Genomic DNA, 16,914 nt, shown 5'->3' on the forward strand with positions numbered 1-16,914 from the left:
TTACCGACTTGACCATGTCAAAATCTTCTCGGGAAAAGCGGCTGCTAGTCTGGCTCCATTGATAGTGCGCGGGCCTATCCCGCATCGAGGGTGCCATGCTGCAACGTGTGTTCTGGAAGCTGATCCCCAGGAAGCAGCGCAGTTTCCTGCGTAGCCGCCTGAGCGCGGTGGATCGTCAGGTAGTGAACCGGTCGATGTCCGCCAGGCTCGGGTTGCCGCCGCAGTTCAGCCTCAATGGTTGTCTCTTCATCCACGTCCCCAAGTTCGCCGGCAACAGCGTCAGCTCGGCGCTGTTCGGCAACTGGCGGCCGGGGCATGTGCCGCTGTACTGGTACGAGCAGCAGTTCCCCGAGCACTACGCGAGGGCGTTCAAGTTCACCTTCGTGCGCGACCCGCTGGAGCGCGCCTGTTCCGCCTACAGCACATGAACCACACGTTGCAGCGGCAGTCGGTCCCGGTGCGGGAATTCTGTTCGGCGCGCACTCGGCGCATAGTGCGCCGGGTCTATGCGCGAGATTACGAGTGGTTGGGCTATGAGTGAGGCAGTCACCTGCACGTTGGCCGTGCCTGCACGGGCCAGAGCTTCGATCAAGCATCAGCGTCCACGCTGCATCTGGCTGACCGGCCTGTCCGGCTCCGGCAAGTCCACCCTGGCCAATGCCCTGGAGCTTGAGCTCAACGCCCGTGGCCTGCACACCTATGTGCTGGATGGCGACAATCTGCGCGGTGGCCTCTGTCGCGGCCTGGGCATGAGTGCCGAGGATCGTCGCGAAAATGTCCGGCGCATCGCCGAAGTGGCACGGCTGATGGTGGATGCGGGGTTGATCGTGATCGTCGCGGCGATCTCGCCTTTTCGCGCTGACCGTGAAATGGCGCGGCAGTTGTTCAATCCGGGTGAATTCTTCTCTGTGTACGTCAGCACATCGTTCGATGTTTGTGCGCAGCGCGATCCGAAAGGCCTGTACCAGGCGGCGCTGGAAGGACGTATCCGTGACTTCACTGGCCTGGACAGTCCCTACGAGCCGCCGCTGGATGCGGACTGGGAAATTGATACCGGAGCTATTTCGCTGACGTCGGCGACTCACGAGCTGCTGGGATTCGTGCTGAGCACTTGAGGCTCAGGGCGTGTCGATGGGTTCGGGAATACTCAGAACGCCGGCGTCGGTGAAGCGCCGGGTTCCCCAGAAGCCGCCGCCCAGTTTGCCGCGCAGGGCGTAGGGCACGTTCTGGAACGGATGGGTGCCGCTGAGCGTCCAGGCCTGCCGCAGGACCGAAAAGGCCGAGATGGTCACCGGAACTTCGATCAGCGTCTCGCCAAATCCCGCCACCGTCCCGCCCTTGCTGCTGACCCCGCTGGCCATGGGCAGGTCGTTCAAGTCCAGTTCCAGGGCCACGCCGTTGTAATGGATGGCGCCCTCGTTGGGGTTCTGCACGCGGAGCTTGAGGTTGAAGCGCACTTCCAACCCCTCGCCGGGAATGGGCTCCATACCTGCCAGGTCGACCTGCAACGGGTCGCGTGTACCGAAGTCGGCACAGTCCGTCAGGAGCAGCAGGGGAATCAACAGGGCGGCAAGGCCGGTGGTGCGCATGGCGTGCTTCCTGCGTGAGGTCTTGCGTTGAAGTAAAGATCAGGCCCGTGAGGGCGTGCCCACATTTTCTGTGGAGCGAGCTGTGGATATCTTCTGGATGGATTGCCGCAAGGCCCGTGCCTGGCGGGTTGGCACTGGTTGCTCGTTTCATGTGCATGCGGGGTGCAACCCTATCCGCCTGAAGGCCTGCCGCAGATACTCACGGAATCTGTGGGGCAAGCTGTGGATAGCTTTGGGGTGGATGGCTACAGGCATTGAAGTGCGCGGCTTTCAGCGTGGTGGTTGGATTTTGCTCAGGTGTCTTGAGCTGCCTGGGCTGCGGGTTGCGATGGCTCTGAAACTCGCGAGTGAACTAGCTCCCATAACGCTAGGCATGCCCCCTGCTGCAGGTCAGGTAATGCGCATAAAAACTGTGGGTCGCTCTGTGGATATCTTTGGGGTAAATGCCGCTGTGGCCCGCGGGAGATGGGCTGGAAGCGCTTGCTCGGTTTTTCGGCGTCAGTCGTATTCAGCGGCTTCGTGATCGCCCATCAGGCGGCGCTGACGTGGAGAGCAGGCGGCCAGCACGTCCGGGTTGAAGCGGAAGGCGAGGTAGGGCGAGAACTTCTGCGCCACCATGCGTTGTCCGTAATGCACCTGCAGCAGGTAGCGAGTGCGGTCGGCTGTGCGATTGCGACTGCCGGTGTGCCAGAGCTCGCTGCGAAACACCAGCACATCGCCGGCCCTGCACAGCACGGCTTCGGCCGATTTGCCGCGCCAGCTGGTTTCTCCTGTGCAGGGCTTGCGTCCGGCGCGATGGCTGCCAGGAATCACCAGAGTGGGGCAGAGGTCGGCGTCGATATCGTCGAGGTAGAGGTGCGCTGTGCATATCTGCACCGGCAGCGAGAAGGCCGGGTCAGCCAGCAGGCTTTCCGGCAGTTCCATGGCCAGATGGTCCACGTGCAGTTCGCCGCCGATAAAGCCGGGGTGGCTTCGCCAGGCGGTCATGCCGACCAGGTGGCAGTCTCCGCCGAGTGCCGCTTCGGCCAGTTCGATCACTCCGGGCAGGTCGAGATATGGCAGCCACTCCGGGCCCCGGTTGAACACGCATTTGAAGTGGTCATCCACCAGGCCGATGTAGTCCCAGTGGATGGGCTGGAGTCGGTCCATCAGTGCGCGCAGGGTGGCGATGGCGGGGCCATCGAGTATGCCAGGAAGGAGGGTGAAACCCTGGTCGTGCAACGCCCGAAGGTGGTCGGTGGTGGACATGGGGATGTCCTCTTTCGCCGGTGGGGCTACCTGTAGGGTGGACCACGCGTCACCGGTCCACCATTCGAGCCCAGGCGTCAGCCCTTGAGCAGGCCGGCAAGGCGCTGGTGTAACGGCTCGATCTCGTCTTCCGTCAGGCTCAGCAGAAAGTCGTTTCTCAGCACTTCAACCAGTTCCGCTGCGTCTTCGATCTTACGGCTTTCCACCCGGCCATCGCGATGGCGCTTGTTGAAGGTGCCGTTGGCCAGGGTCAGGCGCCACTCGCCTTCGCTGCGGGCGGTCATCAGCATCTGCCGGAACACGCTATTGGGGTGGGTGGAGGTGTACCAGTTGCGCGGGATGCAATCGACCCAGGCGTTTACCTCCGCGCCGAAGCGATAGCAGGCCGCCCAGCCGGTTTCCGCGCGGAAGTTTTCCAGCTGCACTTCGCCGGTTCCGTCGTTCTGGGGGCGCAGGCGATAGGGGAGGTTGCCAGGCATTTCACCTGCCAGGGGCACGGCGCGCCAGGGGGTGGCGGAGCCGAAGCCGACATCCGCCAGGTAGGGGCCTTCCGGAAGCAGGACGCGCAGCATCAGGTGGGAAAGCATGGTCTGCGGTGCGTCCAGCGGCAGGCCCCAGCGCACCCGGCCGCCCAGCAGTTCGATCTGGTAGCCAAGGGCGAGCAGCAGGCGCGCGAAGAGATTGTTCAGCTCGTAGCAGTAGCCACCGCGTTGGCGCTCCACCACCTTGGCGAACACCGCGTCGGCGTCGATACGGATGGGGCGGTCGAGCAGTACGTCGACGTTCTCGAAGGCCACCCGGCGCTGATGAGCAGCGATGAGCCGGTCGAGGCTGGCAAGGTCGGGCTGCTTCGCAGCGGGGATGTCCAGATGGCGCAGGTAAGACTCGGTCTGTTGCGGGTTCAGCGCGTACATGCACGAAGGCTCCATGACGATGACGCCTGGATGCTAGCAGATGCCTTCCCACTGGCGATGAACGGTAGTTTGGTGTCGTTCTTAATCAACAGGCCATGTAAAAAATAAGAAACTAACAGGTCACGAGATGACGCGGAAAATAGAGATAAATCATGCGCTTGAGGTGATCTCTGTATTTTTGGCCAGAGTCGTTCTGTCGATTTTTTTGCTCATTGCTGCTGTATTTGTTTGACATATTTTACGTCTTTGGCAGACTTCGCTTCCGTGGTATCCGCCCGGTTCACTCCGTGCCGGGCTTCGCCGTCAATAACAAAAACTCCGTCAGTCGAGACTCCTGTCTCCCAGGTTTCCGGCCCCGACGGGCGTGCCTCTGGAACAAGAACAAATGCTTATCTGGTTTGTTGCGGTATACCTGCTGGTCACCGTCGGTGTCGGTTTCTACGCCGCCACCCGCGTCAAAAACTCCAAGGACTTCGCGGCCGGCGGCCGGAGCATGTCCTTCCCCCTGGTTGCGGCGATGGTGTTCGCCACCTGGTTCGGCTCGGAAGCCGTGCTGGGCATTCCCGCAAGCTTCATCGAGGAAGGATTCGCCGGGATCATCGAAGACCCCTTCGGCTCTTTCGGTTGCCTGATGCTGGTAGGCCTGGTGTTCGCCCGTCCCCTCTACCGCATGAACCTGCTGACCATCGGTGACTTCTTCAGGAAGCGCTTCGGTCCGAACGTCGAGCTGATCACCAGCCTGGTAATCATCGGTTCCTACCTGGGCTGGGTGGCTGCACAGCTCACCGCACTGGGCCTGGTGTTCAACGTGCTGTCCGACGGCTCCATTACCACTACCCAGGGCATGCTGATCGGCACCGGTATCGTGCTGCTCTACACCCTGTTCGGCGGTATGTGGTCCGTGGCCCTTACCGACTTCATGCAGATGATCATCATCGTCGTCGGCCTGGTGTACCTGACCTGGCTGATCGGTGACATGGCCGGTGGCGCCGACGTGGTGATCAGCCATGCCGCCAGCGAAGGCAAGTTCACCTTCATGCACGGCTTCGAGCCACGGGACATCGTCGCCTTCATCGGCGCGGCGGTGACCATGATGTTCGGCTCCATCCCGCAGCAGGACGTGTACGCCCGCGTAATGTCGGCCAAGACTGAGAACATCGCCGCCCGTGCCTCCATGACCGGCGCCGTGTTCTACCTCTCCTTCTGCATGCTGCCGATCTTCCTGACCTACGCTGCATCGCTGATCGACCCGGCCATGGTGCAGAAGTGGCTGGCCGAAGACTCGCAGATGATCCTGCCGCACCTGATCATGGAGCGCACTCCGCTGTTCGCCCAGATCATGTTCTTCGGCGCGTTGCTCTCGGCCATCATGTCCACTGCCTCCGGCACCCTGCTGGCACCGTCGGTGACCTTCACCGAGAACGTGCTCAAGCGCTTCATTCCGGACATGAACGACCGTCAGTTCCTGCTGGCCATGCGTCTGAGCGTGATCGCAATGACCATTGCGACCTCGCTGTTCGCCCTGTACTCGGATGCGAGCATCTACGAGATGGTGGGCAACGCCTACAAGGTGACCCTGGTCGCCGCCGTGGTGCCGCTGTTCGCAGGTCTTTTCTGGAAACGCGCCACCACCCAGGGCGCCCTGCTGGCAATCGCCGCGGGCCTGATCTCCTGGATCTTCCTGGAAGCCACCTACGCCGAAACCGACTTCTGGCCGCCGCAACTGGCTGGCCTGCTGTTCAGTGCCCTTGGCATGTTCGTGGGCTCGATGCTGCCGCAGTTCGTGCGCAGCCGTCGCGAGTCCCTGGAGCCTGTCGCGGCCTGATAGGTCGAGAAATGAAAAAGCCCCGCCAAGTGCGGGGCTTTTTCATTGGCGGCGAATGGCTTGTAGGGGCGAACTCATTCGCCAGGCAGGCCGAAGGTCTGCCCTACGAGGCTGAATGGGGTAGCTACGCCACCCTTGGCGAATGAATTCGCCCCCACAAATCAGGCTTCAGGCCACCAGTTCGACGAAGCCGCGCAGCACCGTGAGGCCGACGAATACGGCCATGGCAATCGAGCTGTTGCGGGGCACTTCGTCGCAGAGATTTCGGTAGTTGATGGGGGCGAAGAAAAGCTTCGGCCAGCAGGCGAAGATGGCGCAGAGGGCTATCAGGGAGAGTGCGGCGAGGCCGGAGGAGAAGTCGAAGGGCTCGCTGGCGAGGATGCAGCCGATGGGGGCGGCAATCGCGATGGCGATCCAGGCGCTGGAAACCAGTTTCTCACCCCGGGTGTGCGAAGTGGCTTGGGCGCTGTCGCTGGCCATCGGAAGGTTCCTTTTCTGACTGCAGGCTGAGACTGTCGCGCATTCTCTACCCGCCTTTTCCATGGTGCAAGACAGAGGGGCCCGACATTGTGCCGGGCCCCACAGGCATCAGAAATGCACCTTGGCCAGCAGGCTGAAGGTGTTCTGGTCGGTGCCGCCGAGGATCTCGTCGCCGAGGAAGCTGTTGTCGTCGATGGCGTACTTGTTCTTCCAGTAGTCGTACTCGATGCCGACGTAGAAGTGCTTCACCGCGCTCCAGCCCATGGCCTTGCCCAGGTCGTACTTGATCTGCGGGTTGAAGTGCAGGTTGGCGTGCAGGTCATTCGGACGGTCGGAAGTGGCGTCCTTGTTGTTCCATACCCAATCCATGAACCCGTCGATCAGGATGTCCGAATTGCCCACCGGAATGGTGTAGGACCACACCGGGGTGACCTGCCACTGGCCGGACGGGCTGTTGGTGATGCCGTCGGGCTTGCGGTAGTAGAAGTTCAGCTGGAAGTAGTCGAAGCCGGGGACCTTGAGGTCGAAGCCCGGGCCGAGCAGGTAGTTCTGGTTGCGGTTCTCGCCACGCTCGTAGGTCGCGGCCAGCAGCACGTCGCTGATGGGGCCCAATTCCAGCTTCTGGTCGAAGATCTTGCCGAAGGACAGGCGCGGGGAAATTTCGCCGTAGTAGGTGTTCTTGCCGGCGTTGGCGTCTTCCTCACCGTTGTAGTTGATCTGGTCGACGAAGATGAACAGGTCACCGAAGGTCCAGCCGCTGGCGTGCTCGAAGGTGAAGGTCTGCTGGATTTCAGGGTTGATCTCGAAACCCTTGCCGTAGAGGTAGGTCAGGCTGTTGTCCTGCCACAGCAGGGGGCCGTCGGCCAGGGCGTTGCCGGCCGCCAGCAGGCCACCAGCGAGCATCAGGGAGGAAAAGACGCGGTTCATCGGGTATTGGCTCCAGTGGTTTTAAGCTGTGTCTATCTGCGTAGAACTTGTCTGATTGGTCAGGTATGCCGGGCAGCAAAAAGAGCGCCAGGGTGCTCTGGGCAAACGACCGGGCGCGCGATTATCGGGTGAAGGCGAGGTTTTTCAAGCGGTTGTACGAGGTTCGCGGTGATTTCCCGACTGCTGGAAGCTGACCAGGTGCACAACTCTGGGGATGAATCTGACCGTGTGGGCGGTTTTGCCTTGAATTGGGGCGGCAGGGGGGCCATGTCTTAGGGGGGCCACGTTTCACCGGTCCACCATTCGGGGCGGGCATGGCGCCGCTGGTGGATGGAGAAGCGCTATCCACCCTACTGGGCTTGTGAGATTGAACGTCGGCTTGCTGAGCGTTGGGCCAATGCCAAACAAAAAAATCCCCCAGCCGCCCGACGCGACTGGGGGGAACTGGCGCTGAGCGATCAGCGTACGGTGATGTTGCCGGTGCGCACGCCTCCGAAGGTGGAGCGCACGGTGACCCCGGGGCTGGCGCTGGGGACGATAGCGGAGGAGTTATTCACCGACAGCTTCCAGCGGCCGTTCGCCGCCGGCGTGGCGGTGCCCAGCAGAGCGGTGCCTTGGGTACTGGTGACCTCGATGCGGATCTGGTTGTTCTGCGGCCGCGAGGTGGTGCCCTGGATATCCCAGGAGTAGCGGTTGTTGGAGCCCGCCTTCACTTGCGCCTGAGTGATCGCCAGGCTGTCGGCCGCCACGGCCGGGTTCACCGTCACGGTTACCGTTGCTGCCGACGAGGTGGCGCCGATCGAGTCCCGCGCCTGGTAATTGAAAGTGGTGGTAAAGGCGGTGGTCACGCTAGCCGGCGGGGCATAGGTCACCGTGGTGCCGTTGGTGTTGGTCGTACCGAGTCCTGTCGGCGGCTGGGTGAGGTTCACCACCGTCATCGGGTTGGCTTCCGGGTCTGCGTCATTGGCCAGCACATTGATCGTCACCGGTGCGCCGGCGCTGGTGGTCGCAGTGTCGTTGGCGACCACCGGCGGCAGGTTCGGTCGGACGGTGATGGTCACCAGGGCGGGGGCGGACAGGGCGCCCAGGTTGTCACGGACCTGATAGGTGAAAGTCTCTGTCTGGGTGTTCGCGACCTGGGGCGGCGGGGTGTAGATCACCGCACCGGTGCCGCTCTGTACCAGGGTGCCGAAGGTGACGCTGCCAAGGCTGGCGATGGACAGCGGCAGATTGCCGTCCGGGTCGCTGTCGTTGGCGGTCAGGGCCAGGGTCACAGTCACGCCGGCGGTCGTGCTGCCGCTGTCCGGGTTGGCCACGGGTGGCTGATTGGCCGGTTGGGTAACGGGGCTGCCTTCGATGACCACGAACTCCGTGTCGCTGCCGCCAGCGGCCGATTTCACCGTGACCTTCGCCGGGGGCTGCTCGATGCCGACGGCTACCAGGCGCTGGATCACACCGCTGACCGGCAGCAGGCGGCCGAAGCCTTCAGCGGCCATGGACGGAATTTCCACTTCGTCACTGGAGCGCGCCTCTACCGTCAGCGTCTTGTTCGGCCAGGAATAGCGCGCCTGGCTGATCTTGACGATATCGGTCAGTGGCTGGGTCAGGGTGGTGGCCGAGGCGTTGGTGTCTGTTGCGGTGATCAGCACGAAGGGCGGCAGGTTGGCCGGGGCCAGGTCCTGGCCGAAGAACAGCCCGCTGCCATCGCCGGTCATCTCGAACTGGCAAGGCGACGGCGGGTCACCCACCAGGTCGACGCTTTCGCGGAAGCACAGCGTTGCGCTGGCGCTGGAGTTGGCGAACACCGATATCCAGGTGCGCTGGGCGTCGCGGCTGTACGTGGCGCGGTCGACACCGACCTCGCTTGCGACGCCACCGGTGAAGAGCTTGCCGGACAGATTGAACAGGTCGGTCTGGATGGAAAGGCCATTGGGGCCGTCGATGCGCACGAAGTTGGTTCCGAAGGGACTGCCGGTTACCGCTTCGGTCAGGTTGGGGTCGCCGATGAAGGTTTCCAGTTCACCGGTCTCCGGGTTGGTTTCCTGGATGGGGCCTCCGGCTCGTGTCAGGAACGGGCCGATGTTCCCTGCCAGGGCACCGCTGAAGTTGCCGGGGGCGCCGATGCCAATGTCGCGGGTGATGTTGATGGCGCGACGCCCGGGCGCGGTAACGTTGAAGGTGTCCACGCCATAGGGATGGGTGACGGTATAAGTGCCGGCCACCGGCACCGTGGCGCGAATGCGGATGCGCGCGAAGCTCTGCTGGTCGCCCTGCCGCGGCACGCCGCCGGCGAAGGCCGCCTCGATGCCGGCCACATAGACATCCAGCTGCAGTCCGTTGCCGGGATCGTCGATGCTGGTTTCGGCGAGCATCCAGAAGCTTTCATCCGGGAAGTTGCCGGGGAAGGCCACGGGTTTGGTCTCGTCGAAGATGCCTGGGTTCGGCAGCAGGGTGCACATGAAATTACCCGGAGCCCGCGTGCTGAGGGTCTTGGACAGGCAAAGCTCCAGCGGCGTGCCCTGGGTGTCCTGATACCAGCGTGGGAAGTAGCCGCTGGCAGCGGTGTACGGACCGGGGTCCACCGCAGCCAGTTGCGCCTCGGCAACCGGGGCGCCGATAAGCACACCCAGCAACAGGGTGAGTATTCCTGGCCATTTGAACATGACTGCCTCCGTTCACTCGCCTGGGGCGGGTGAGTGTTGTTCTCAGGGGAGAATCAGGACTTCTTCGGTATCGGAACCGCCATTGGCCGAGCTCACATGGACGCTCGCCGGTGGAATGACGCCGGCCGGGAGATCCAGGTGTCCGGCTACCAGCGGGCCAAGTCCCTCCACTGTGAGCACCGGCTGGTCGGCCTGGTCGCTGGAGCTGGCGTCCACCGTCAGGCGGCCGGTGCCCAGGCTGTACTCAGCGCGGCTGATGGTTACCAGGTCCACCAGCGGCGCGGTCTTGGTAGCGGCCGTGCTGCCGGGGATGGCCACGCTGTTGTCGGCGATGAACGACACGCTTCCATTGGCCGTCGGGGTCGCTGCGGACTGGCCGTACCAGGCACCGGTGGCGCTGCCCAGCATGGCGCCGCTGGCAACGGCGGTATCGGTGTAGCGCACGGTGGCCGGGGCGGGTGGGGCCAGGGTGAAGAAGTCCTGCTGGGCGGTGCCGTCGGTACCGCCAGTGGAATAGGTCGCGCGTTCGACGATCAGGGGCGTCGGCAACGGCACCTGGGACAACTTGCCGGAAATGGCGAACTGCCGCGTTTCCGCGCGCAAGCCGTTGGGGCCTTCTATACGCACGAAATTGGTCCCGAAGGGGCTGCCAGTGACTTCTTCCAGCACGTTCGGGTCGCCGATGAAGGACTCGGGCAGGCTGGTGACCGGGTTGACCTCCACATAGGGTCCGTTCACCGAGCGCAGGAAGGGCCCGACGTCACCTTTCAAGGCCCCGCTGAAGTCGCCGGGCGTGCTGATGCCGATGTCGCGGGTCAGGTTGATGGCGCGCGTCCCGGGGGCATCCACATCGAACACTTCCACGCCGTAGGGGTGAGTGACGGTGTAGGTGCCAGCCACCGGTACGGTCACCCGGATACGGATTCGCGCGAAGCTGATCTGGTCGCCCGCTGCAGGCAGACCACCCCCGAAAGCCGCTTCCAGTGCGGAGACATAGATCAGGTCGATGCCGGTGGCCGCATCGGTGATGACGGCATCGCCGGTGAACCAGAACGCCTCGTCCGGGAAGTTGTCGGGAAAGGCGACCGGCTGGGTTTCGTCGAATACACCCGGGTTGGGCAGCAGGTTGCACATGAAGGAGCCGGGGACGCGGGTGCTCTGTGCCTTGGATAGACAGAGATCGAGGGCGCGGCCATGGGTGTCCTGATACCAGGCCGCGAAGAACCCGTTGGCCTCGGTAGTGGCTGTCTGGTCGACCGCATAGAGACCGGCCTTGGTCGGGACGACCGTGAGTCCGAGCAATAGTGGGAGCGCGAGTTTCGGCAGTGCGTTGTGCATGGTGTTGCCCTTCCAGTCGATGAACTTCGCCGTTTGTCAGGCTCCGATAGGCCGGGGGCCCGTCGTTGACCAGGAAAGGGCGCAAACCCCATGCCAGAGCGGTTCGGCCGCTCTGGCATGGGGGCGACGTCTGAAACATCTTGAAAAGAGTCGTCGGGAGCTTTCGCCGGAGCTGGGGATTGGCACCCCAGAAGTGGGGGAAAAGTGGGTGGCGAAATGGGGAATTTCCGGCCGTACCGTTCGGCGACCGCTGAACGGTACGGCCGCGAATCACGGGGCCTGCGCTATAACTACCCGCAGTCGGCGCAGGAGTTGCCGGCCCGGCCGGAGGCACCTTTTCACGCCCGCCTTGCGAGCGATCCGACGGTCACACTAGGGGAGGTTTCGATGAAGATGGCGCTGGTGACCAAGCCCTTCAATCTGTTCCGCTGGTTCTCCCTGGTGAGCCTGGTGATCATCCTCGCGGTGGCCATCCTGCTCGGCTCGGCGGCGACCCGCTTCCTCATGCGCGAGAGCATCGACCGCGATGCCATGCTCAGTGCCCAGTTCATCAAGTCCATCGCCGATGTCGAAGTCATCCACGGCAACTTCTCCCCCGGCCTGACCCTGGGCGAGTTCCTCGACAAGCGCGTCGATGGCGCGCGCCTTGGCGTCTCCCATGAACAACTGATCAAGTCCCACGAAGAGTTCTTCGACCACATCGTGCGCCTGCCCGATGTGCTGCTGGCCAACGTCTATGCGCCCGACGGCGTGGTGATCTGGTCGACCAATCCGAAGCTGGTGGGTGGGCATTCTCTGGAGCGCGCCAAGCTCAGTGAGGCGGTCAGCAGCGGCAACACAGTGACCACCGAGCATCACGGCCCCGATGCCTGCCCGGCGGAAGACTATTTCATGCGTGTGCCGCACAGCCTCTACCTGGAAAGCTTCATCCCGCTGCTGGACAGCCGGGGCGAGGTGCTCTCGATCATTGAGATCTACAAGGAACCGGTGGATCTGATCGCCCGCATGAACCGCGGGCTTGTGCTGCTGTGGATCGCCACGGCAGTGGGCGGAGCGGTGATCTACCTCAGCCTGTTCTGGTTCGTGCGCCACGCCTCGCGCCTGGTGGACGACCAGCAGCGGCAACTGGTGGAGAACGAAACACTGGCCCTGCTCGGCGAGATGTCCACAGCGGTTGCCCACAGCCTGCGCAATCCGCTGGCATCCATCCGCTCCAGCGCCGAGCTGGCGCTGGAGGTGGATCCGGGGCCGCTGCACAAGAACCTGGGCGACATCATTACCCAGGTGGATCGCATGTCGAAGTGGGTGCGCGAGCTGCTGCTGTCAGCCCGCCCGCTGGCCGGCGACCAGGAGCCGGTGGACCTCACCAACGCCCTGGAGGAAACCCTCGCCGCCTACGAGCCACAGATTCGCCACGCCGGCATCGAGGTCGACTGGCAAACCCGGCAGGCCCCCAAGGTGGTCAGCCATCCGGTACTCCTGCAACAACTGCTCGGCAGTGTCCTTTCCAATGCCATCGAGGCCATGCCGCGCGGCGGTCGCCTGGCCATCTGCCTGGAACCCGATGCGCGTCGCCATCTGCTGACCCTGACCGTCAGCGATACCGGCAGCGGCATGTCGCCGGCCATGCTGGAGATGGCCTTCAAACCTTTCCACACCACCAAGCGTGGCGGTCTGGGCGTCGGCCTGGTGCTGGTGCGCAAGATCGTCGAGCGCTTTGGTGGAGCAGTCAGCATCGATAGCCGGGAGAACGCCGGCACCAACGTGCACCTGACCTTCAGGGCCACGGCAGGGGGATAACAAAAATGGGCAACAGCATTCTGATTGTCGAAGACGACGAAATCCTGGCCGACAACTTCTGCACCTACCTGCAACGGCGTCAGTTCGACGTCATGGTCTGCAGCTCGGCCGAAGAAGCGCTGCCGATCATCGAGGCGCAGCATCCGGACCTGGTCCTCACCGACTACTGCCTGCCCGGCATGAGCGGTTGCGACCTGATCAGCCGTGCCCGCGCGATGGACGAACAGCTCAAGGTCATCATGATCACCGGCCACGGCAATGTGCAGGGCGCGGTAGAGGCCATGAAGGCTGGCGCCAGCGACTACCTGACCAAGCCGGTGGCGCTCGCCGAGCTCAAGCTGGTGGTGGACAAGGTGCTGGAAGCGCGGCGACAGGAACAGCGATTGTCCTTTTACCAGCAACGTGAAGCCCAGGACTCCGGGCTCACCGGACTGATTGGCGATTCCGAACCCATGCGCACCATGAAGGACATGGTGCGCCAGGTGCTCGGTGCCGAAGAGCGCATGGCCGGGGAAGACCTGCCAGTGGTACTGGTCGAGGGTGAGACGGGTACCGGCAAGGAGCTGGTGGCTCGCGCGCTGCACTTCGACGGCGCGCGCAGCAAGGGCCCTTTCGTCGAGTTCAACTGCGCCTCGATTCCCTCTCACCTGCTGGAAGCCGAACTCTTCGGCCACGAGAAGGGCGCCTTCACCGACGCCAAGGACCGTCGCGTGGGCCTGGTTGAAGCTGCTGACGGCGGCACCCTGTTCCTTGATGAGGTGGGCGAGATCGACCTGCTGCTCCAGGCCAAGCTGCTCAAGTTGCTGGAGGACCGCACCATTCGTCGCCTGGGTTCGGTGCGCGAGCGCAAGGTCAACCTGCGCATCATCAGCGCCACCAACTGCAACCTCGAACAGATGGTCCAGGAGGGCAAGTTCCGCCGCGACCTGTTCTTCCGCCTGCGCATCATCACCATCAAGGTGCCGCCACTGCGCGCCCGTGGCGACGACGTCCTGACCTTGGCCGAACATTTCGTCGCCCAGCATGGCAAACGCTATGGCAAGCCGGGGCTGCGTTTCAGCGCAGAAGCCAAGTCCGTGCTCAAGGGCTACAGCTGGCCGGGAAACGTGCGCGAACTGCGCAACATGCTGGAGCAGACCGTGCTGCTGGCGCCGGGCAACCTCATTGGCCCGGACCAGCTCACCATCTGCCGTGGCCTGCTGGCGGGCGCCGGCGTCACCGAAGCGGCGATGCCGCAGATGGCCAGCAGTCCGCTGGGGCTGGAAGACGAGAACATGAGCCTGTCCGACGCCGAGCGTGACCTGGTGGTGAAGGTGCTGGGCAAGACCGACTGGAACATCTCCAAGTCCGCCCGCATGCTCGGCCTGACCCGCGACATGCTGCGTTACCGTATCGACAAGCTGGGCCTGGAACGGCCCGACCGGCAGCAACATTGAAATCCTCCCCGATTCAGGGGTTTCCCCCGACCAAGGTCGGGGGATCAATGTCTGGTGAAACTTCCGCGCCGATCTAGACTCTAGAAATCATCGACCCAGCCGGGTCGATGCAGCCTTGGCTCGGAACGTGCAAGGATGCAAGTAGCGGTCAGCCTGGCCGCCGTCCGATCTCCTGACAGGGGAGCAGCCGCAGTGTCGAAGAAAGTATTGATAGTCGACGATGAAGAAATCCTCGCCGGGAACTTCCAGACCTACCTGGAAATGCTCGGTTGCGAAGTGCGCACCGCCGCCAACGGTGCCATCGCTCTGGAAGTCGTGGTGAACTTCAAGCCCGACTTGCTGGTGCTCGATTATCGCTTGCCGGACATGACCGGTTTCGATGTCTTCGATGCCATCCGCACCCTGCACAGCTGCGAAGCGGTGCTGATGACCGCACATCCCAGCATCGAAGTGTGCAACCGCGCCATCGAGCGCAAGATCGACATCATCCTGCTCAAGCCTTTCCCCCTGCATGAGTTGGGCAACGTGGTGCTGCATGGCCTGCCTACCGGCGCCCTGCGCGAGTCCCCGAGCGAACCGTCGTCCCAGATGGAACGTCGTCGTGGCGGCGAAGTGAATTTCCCGCTGAAGCTGTATGACGGCGCCTGGGTACTTTCCGATCGCCGCCGTCCCGCGGCAGGCTCCGAAGAACCCGTGAAGCAGGTCAAGAAAGGTACCTGACGTCGCCGGTTCAAGAAGAAGCGCAGGCTTGGTCCTGCGCTTTGTTTTTTCTGGCTGGACTCCGCTTGGTGGACGAGGTGCGTGCCGGTTGCGGACGAGCCAACCGCAGGGAACGTGCGGAGGAAAACGCCCTTTTATCCACCATCGGTGCTGGACCGAAGCCTGCCTGGTCGAACGGACCGCGACGGGGTCGCTGCGCGGCCTTTGGTGAATGAATTCGCCCCTACCAGCACGCGCGGATCACTGGATGCTGGATGCCAGCTCGAAGATCGGGATGTACATCAGGATCACGATCACCCCGATGATCAGCCCGATGAAGGTCATCAACAGCGGTTCGAACAGACGCACGAACCATTCGATCCAGCGGCCGGTTTCCTCGTCATGGAAATCGGCCGTGCGCTCCATCATCTCCCCGAGGTTGCCGGACTGTTCACCGGCCCTGAGCATGCGCAGCGATACCGGCGTCGACAGCCCATGCTCTTCCAGCGCGCGTGACAACGACTGCCCTTCGCGAATGCGCGCGGCGGCCTGGTCCAGCCTCGGGCGCGAGGCGGCGCCGAGCAAGCCGCGCACCATCTCGATGGCGGTGAGGATGGGGATCCCGCCCTGCAGCAGGATGCCCAGGGAGCGATAGAAACGCGCCAACTCATAGACCTGGATGCGCTCTCGGATCGCCGGTAGTCGCTCTATCTGCCGGCCAAGGGCGCGGCGCACGCTCTCCTGGCGCAGCAACAGCACAAGGGCCACCAGGACCAGCGCGGCGCCGCCGAACACCTCCGCCTGATGCGAGTGCAGGAACAGGCCGCTGTGCAGCAGGACCCGGGACAGCCAGGGCAGGTTCGAGCCCAGGCCTTCGAACACCAGGCTGAAGCGCGGCACCACATAGCCCACTAGGAACAGCAACACACCGCAGCCGACCATGAACAACAGCACCGGGTAGACCGAGGCACTGATGATCTTCTGGCGCACCTCATCCATCCGCGTGCGATAGGCCACGTAGCGGCCGAGGGCGTCACCGACCGCGCCGGTCTTCTCGCTGGACTGCACCAGCGCGACGTAGAGCGCAGGAAATACCGACGGGAACTGCGCCAGGGCCTGGGACAGCGACTTGCCCTCATAGAGCAGCCGCACCAGGGCCCCCAGCACCTTGCGCGCCTGCAGGTCGGCTTCCTTCTCCGCCAGGCTCTCCAGCGCATCGATCAGCGACAGGCCGGCGTTCAACAACGTGGTCAGTTCCTGGCTGAACAGCAGCAGCGGAAACGCCTCACGGCGCCGCCAGTTCTGCAGCGACCAGCCGCGTTCGGCCTGCAGGGCCAGCACCCGCAATCCCTGGGCTTCGGCCTGGCGACGGGCGTCGTCCTGGCTTGCCGCCTCCACCACCAGGGCGACTACCCCGGCCTGGGCGCGTACCGCCTTCACCTGGAAGCGCATGGCGGTCACTGCCAGCTGGTGACTTCGGCGTTCTCGCCGTCGCCGCCAGGCTGGCCGTCCTTGCCCAGGGTGAGCAGGTCGAAATCGCCGTTCTCACCGGGAGCGCGATAGACATAGGCGCGGCCCCAGGGGTCCTGCGGCACTTCCTTCTGCAGGTAGGGACCGCCCCAGCGCGGCTCGTCGGACGGGGCGCTCACCAGTGCCGTCAGGCCCTGCTCGGTGCTGGGGTAGCGGCCCACCTCCAGGCGGTAGATATCCAGGGCCTTCACCAGCCCCTCGATCTGCGCCCGGGCCACCTTGGTTTCCGACTTGCCCAGCTGGTTGAAATACTTCGGTGCCACAATGCCGGCCAACAAGCCAAGCACCACCAGCACCACCAGGAGTTCGAGAAGGGTGAAGCCCTGTTCGGGTCGACGAAGCATCTTCATGGGAGCCTCCGCTGCGGGTCACTGCGTATGGCTATGCAAGAGCTATGCACGACAGACGGGCGAGGGGGGCGACACATCGCCGGACCGACCTTCCGGCACGTGCTTTGCTGACGGA

At 63.5% G+C, this 16,914-nt stretch carries 14 protein-coding genes and 1 pseudogene; 6 read left to right on the plus strand and 9 right to left on the minus strand.

The genetic code is table 11. The annotated features are described in order from the left end of the window. Positions 1-95 precede the first annotated feature (95 nt). Together D6Z43_RS23475 and cysC are read left to right on the plus strand one after the other, a co-directional pair. Positions 96-541, plus strand: a pseudogene (locus D6Z43_RS23475) (sulfotransferase family 2 domain-containing protein). Beyond that, a complete protein-coding gene (gene cysC / locus D6Z43_RS23480; RefSeq protein WP_120654417.1) occupies positions 534-1,115 on the plus strand; it encodes an adenylyl-sulfate kinase in 582 nt (193 codons plus the stop codon). The pseudogene D6Z43_RS23475 and the gene cysC overlap by 8 nt, the downstream one beginning before the upstream one ends. Positions 1,116-1,118: 3 nt before the next feature. Here cysC and D6Z43_RS23485 read toward each other — a convergent pair whose 3' ends face one another. The 3 genes from D6Z43_RS23485 to D6Z43_RS23495 form a co-directional block, all read right to left on the minus strand. After that, complete coding sequence (locus D6Z43_RS23485) at positions 1,119-1,589, minus strand: LEA type 2 family protein (protein ID WP_120654418.1); 471 nt, start codon at positions 1,587-1,589, stop codon at positions 1,119-1,121. Positions 1,590-2,087: 498 nt separating this feature from the next. Further along, on the minus strand, positions 2,088-2,837 hold the full coding sequence (locus tag D6Z43_RS23490) for a phytanoyl-CoA dioxygenase family protein (protein ID WP_120654419.1): 750 nt from the start codon (positions 2,835-2,837) through the stop codon (positions 2,088-2,090). 77 nt (positions 2,838-2,914) lie between these two features. Further along, a complete protein-coding gene (locus D6Z43_RS23495) occupies positions 2,915-3,751 on the minus strand; it encodes an arylamine N-acetyltransferase (RefSeq protein WP_120654420.1) in 837 nt (278 codons plus the stop codon). A gap of 385 nt (positions 3,752-4,136) precedes the next feature. Between D6Z43_RS23495 and D6Z43_RS23500 the strand changes: the two genes are divergently transcribed. Next, positions 4,137-5,576 carry a sodium:solute symporter family protein gene (locus D6Z43_RS23500; protein WP_120654421.1) on the plus strand — a complete coding sequence of 480 codons (1,440 nt, stop codon included), beginning with the start codon at positions 4,137-4,139 and terminating at the stop codon, positions 5,574-5,576. 168 nt (positions 5,577-5,744) lie between these two features. Here the strand turns inward: D6Z43_RS23500 and D6Z43_RS23505 are convergent, their stop codons facing one another. The 4 genes from D6Z43_RS23505 to D6Z43_RS23520 form a co-directional block, all read right to left on the minus strand. Beyond that, complete coding sequence (locus D6Z43_RS23505; protein WP_120654422.1) at positions 5,745-6,056, minus strand: hypothetical protein; 312 nt, start codon at positions 6,054-6,056, stop codon at positions 5,745-5,747. Between the two features lie 108 nt (positions 6,057-6,164). Then, positions 6,165-6,983 carry an outer membrane protein OmpK gene (locus tag D6Z43_RS23510; RefSeq protein ID WP_120654423.1) on the minus strand — a complete coding sequence of 273 codons (819 nt, stop codon included), beginning with the start codon at positions 6,981-6,983 and terminating at the stop codon, positions 6,165-6,167. Between the two features lie 458 nt (positions 6,984-7,441). After that, a complete protein-coding gene (locus tag D6Z43_RS23515) occupies positions 7,442-9,646 on the minus strand; it encodes an Ig-like domain-containing protein (RefSeq protein WP_120654424.1) in 2,205 nt (734 codons plus the stop codon). 42 nt (positions 9,647-9,688) lie between these two features. Further along, positions 9,689-10,984 (minus strand): hypothetical protein, encoded by a 1,296-nt coding sequence (locus D6Z43_RS23520; RefSeq protein ID WP_120654425.1) that lies wholly within the window; start codon positions 10,982-10,984, stop codon positions 9,689-9,691. 387 nt (positions 10,985-11,371) lie between these two features. On the opposite strand from D6Z43_RS23520, the gene D6Z43_RS23525 reads away from it, so the two are divergent. The 3 genes from D6Z43_RS23525 (at position 11,372) to D6Z43_RS23535 (ending at position 14,940) form a co-directional block, all read left to right on the plus strand. Then, the gene (locus tag D6Z43_RS23525; protein WP_120654426.1) at positions 11,372-12,784 is read left to right on the plus strand and encodes a sensor histidine kinase; all 1,413 of its coding nucleotides are present in this window, start codon (positions 11,372-11,374) and stop codon (positions 12,782-12,784) included. A gap of 5 nt (positions 12,785-12,789) precedes the next feature. Continuing rightward, entirely contained in the window at positions 12,790-14,220 is a 1,431-nt protein-coding gene (locus D6Z43_RS23530) for a sigma-54 dependent transcriptional regulator (protein ID WP_120654427.1), read from the plus strand. 192 nt (positions 14,221-14,412) lie between these two features. Then, positions 14,413-14,940 (plus strand): response regulator, encoded by a 528-nt coding sequence (locus tag D6Z43_RS23535; RefSeq protein ID WP_120654428.1) that lies wholly within the window; start codon positions 14,413-14,415, stop codon positions 14,938-14,940. A 240-nt stretch (positions 14,941-15,180) separates the two neighbouring features. Here the strand turns inward: D6Z43_RS23535 and D6Z43_RS23540 are convergent, their stop codons facing one another. Together D6Z43_RS23540 and gspG are read right to left on the minus strand one after the other, a co-directional pair. Continuing rightward, a complete protein-coding gene (locus D6Z43_RS23540) occupies positions 15,181-16,371 on the minus strand; it encodes a type II secretion system F family protein (protein WP_120654429.1) in 1,191 nt (396 codons plus the stop codon). Between the two features lie 5 nt (positions 16,372-16,376). Beyond that, positions 16,377-16,799 carry a type II secretion system major pseudopilin GspG gene (gene gspG / locus D6Z43_RS23545; RefSeq protein WP_120654430.1) on the minus strand — a complete coding sequence of 141 codons (423 nt, stop codon included), beginning with the start codon at positions 16,797-16,799 and terminating at the stop codon, positions 16,377-16,379. Positions 16,800-16,914 lie beyond the last annotated feature (115 nt).

The organism is Pseudomonas sp. DY-1, from assembly GCF_003626975.1.
Taxonomy (GTDB): domain Bacteria; phylum Pseudomonadota; class Gammaproteobacteria; order Pseudomonadales; family Pseudomonadaceae; genus Metapseudomonas.